Origin of the sequence: Kitasatospora sp. NPDC059571, from assembly GCF_042735675.1 — a bacterium.
Taxonomy (GTDB): Bacteria; Actinomycetota; Actinomycetes; order Streptomycetales; family Streptomycetaceae; genus Kitasatospora.
In genome coordinates this window covers 1-1,324 of the sequence record NZ_JBHWBW010000836.1, presented here as the reverse complement: position 1 = coordinate 1,324, position 1,324 = coordinate 1, and the positions used below count along the sequence as shown (strand labels likewise).

Annotated in this window: 2 protein-coding genes; one reads left to right on the top strand and one right to left on the bottom strand. The window is 70.9% G+C overall.

Annotated elements, in window-relative coordinates:
- Nucleotides 1–45: 45 nt before the first annotated feature.
- Nucleotides 46–360, bottom strand: a complete 315-nt coding sequence (locus ACFV0G_RS39415; protein WP_380558768.1) for a hypothetical protein — start codon at nucleotides 358–360, stop codon at nucleotides 46–48.
- 393 nt (nucleotides 361–753) lie between these two features.
- On the opposite strand from ACFV0G_RS39415, the gene ACFV0G_RS39410 reads away from it, so the two are divergent.
- Nucleotides 754–1,305, top strand: a complete 552-nt coding sequence (locus ACFV0G_RS39410) for an adenine phosphoribosyltransferase (protein ID WP_380558765.1) — start codon at nucleotides 754–756, stop codon at nucleotides 1,303–1,305.
- The last annotated feature ends 19 nt before the right edge of the window (nucleotides 1,306–1,324 follow it).

The window sequence follows — 1,324 nt, the reverse complement described above, 5'->3', positions numbered from 1 at the left end:
GACCCGGATTACTCCGGGTCGGGCAGTCGCATGTCAGGTCGCTTCTCAGCCCTGGATCGAGTCCACGGTGCCGTTCTCCTTGTGCGAGCCATGGCCGTCCGCGCCGACGCTGATGGCGCGCAGGGTCCGGACGCTCCCGGTCCGCCACCAGATGTCGATTGTCTGGGTGCTGCTGCAGACGTTGTGGTAGTAGACGGTCGCCGAGACATTGCCGTCCGACCACGACCAGTTGAAGCAGCCCGACGTCCCGCTGTGGTACGAACGCGGCGACACCTCGGCGGCACCGGCGGCCCCGCTGGTCCCGAGGATCGACGCGGCGGCGATCGCGGCCACTGCGGCGGTCTTTGCCGTGCGACGCATGTGAATTCCCCCCATATTGTTTTTCAATTACCGTGGCGACAGGTGCGAGAACATTGCTGTGCAGCGGGTGTTCCGAGGTCGATCGTAAGCGCACCCTCGCTTTCCGGGCAAGCGGCTATCGGGTGCCCGGAAAAGCGGAATTCATATTCCGGATTATTTGACGGCGAACCATTTGGGGTGCTAGGCGGTGCGCGTTCGCCGTGCCCGGCCCGTGCGGTCGGCGTGTCGAGCGGCGTGCGAGCAGGGCCGGAGCCTGCGGCGAGCGCCGCGGCAAGGATGGGGAGCGACCCCTCCGGCCGGTAAGGTCGGACAGTGCGGCCGACCGGTCGGCGTCCCGCGGCTGGGGCGGCCGGGCCGGTGCGTGCCGGCCCAGCGGACCGAAGGAATCCTCCAGTGACCACCCAGGACACGCCCCTCGCCGAGCTGCTCTCCAGCCGGATCAAGGACGTCCCCGACTATCCGAAGCCCGGCGTGCTGTTCAAGGACATCGCGCCGCTGCTCGCCGACGCCGAGGCCTTCGGCGCGCTCACCCGGGCGCTGGCCGACCGTGCGGCCGCGCTCGGCGCGACCAAGGTGGTCGGCCTGGAGGCCCGCGGCTTCGTGCTCGCGGCGCCGGCCGCGGTCGCGGCCGGCCTCGGCTTCGTGCCGATCCGCAAGCAGGGCAAACTGCCGGGAGAGGTCTTCGCGCGCTCCTACGACCTGGAGTACGGCTCGGCCACCCTCGAGGTGCAGTGCGACGCCTTCGCGCCGGGCGAGCGCGTCCTGGTGGTCGACGACGTGCTGGCCACCGGCGGCACCCTGGGCGCCTCGCTCGACCTGGTCCGCGAGGCCGGTGCGGAGCTGGCCGGCGTGGTCGTACTGATGGAGCTGGGCTTCCTGCCCGGCCGCGAGCGGCTGACCCCGCACCTCGCCGGGGCCCCGCTGGAGGCGCTGGTCACGGTCTGAGCCGGGTACGGACCACACC